General features: G+C 44.2%; 1 protein-coding gene. It reads left to right on the forward strand.

Annotated elements, in window-relative coordinates; genetic code table 11:
- Positions 1 to 1,083, forward strand: a 1,083-nt coding sequence (locus ACLGGO_RS35610) for an RNA-guided endonuclease InsQ/TnpB family protein (protein ID WP_446422856.1), incomplete at its 5' end; no start/stop codon positions are given.
- Between the last annotated feature and the right edge of the window lie 18 nt (positions 1,084 to 1,101).

Genomic DNA, 1,101 nt, shown 5'->3' on the forward strand with positions numbered 1-1,101 from the left:
TATGACCTCAACAAATATTGCAAGGTACTCAGAGAACAATTTGAATGGTGTAAAAAGCTCTCAGCGCAAGCTTGTCAAGCCAGTGCCGAAAGAGCGTGGAGTGCCATCGCCAAGTTCTTTGATAATTGCAAGAAACAAATTTCCGGCAAGAAAGGTTTTCCCAAATTCAAAAAACATCAGACACATTCCTCAGTAGAGTACAAGGTTGATGGGTGGGTATTATCGGATGACCGATTAACCATTACATTTAGGGATGGCTTTAAGGCTGGAACCTTTAGGATGTGGGGAACTCGCGATTTACACTTTTACCAAAAAGAGCAAATAAAGCGAGTACGTGTTGTGCGTCGAGCTGATGGATATTACGTTCAGTTTTCCATCAATCAAGAGCGAAACGAACACCACAAACCTACTAATCGAATGGTAGGCATAGATGTAGGAATAAGCCATTTCTACACTGACTCTGAAGGGAATAAAGTTGAAAACCCTAGGTTCTTGATCAAGGCTTCAAAAGCCTTAAAACGCGCACAGAAACGTGTTTCTCGTAGAACTAAAGGGTCAAAGAATCGCCTCAAGTCCATTAAGAAGTTAGGTAGAGAGCATCTCAAGGTATCAAGGCGGCGTAAAGACTTTGCGGTAAAGACGGCAAGGGCGCTGATCCAGTCGGCAGACTTGGTAGCCATTGAAGACCTAAAAGTGCGGAATATGGTGAAAAACCATCATCTAGCCAAGTCAATATCTGATGCTAGTTGGACATTGTTTAGACAGTGGTTGGAGTATTTCGGGAAAGTATTTGACGTGCCAGTGATTGCTGTTGCACCTCATTACACATCCCAAGATTGTTCCAACTGTGGGCAAGAAATTAAGAAAACTTTGTCCACTCGTACCCATAAATGTCATTGTGGGTATGTTGATTGCCGAGATACGAATGCAGCGATTAATATTTTGATGAAAGCGTTGCAGGGCTTAGCTCAACTACCGAGGGGCGCTCGGAAAGTAACGCCTGGGGATGAGATGACCCACTGCTTGGAGGGGGAAACTCCAAAAAGTAAGGTTACTCGTAGAGCCAGGAAACCCCGTCAGTGATGATGGGAATCCCCACCC

This window comes from Coleofasciculus sp. (assembly GCF_046565525.1).
In the GTDB taxonomy this organism is placed as follows: Bacteria; Cyanobacteriota; Cyanobacteriia; order Cyanobacteriales; family Coleofasciculaceae; genus Coleofasciculus.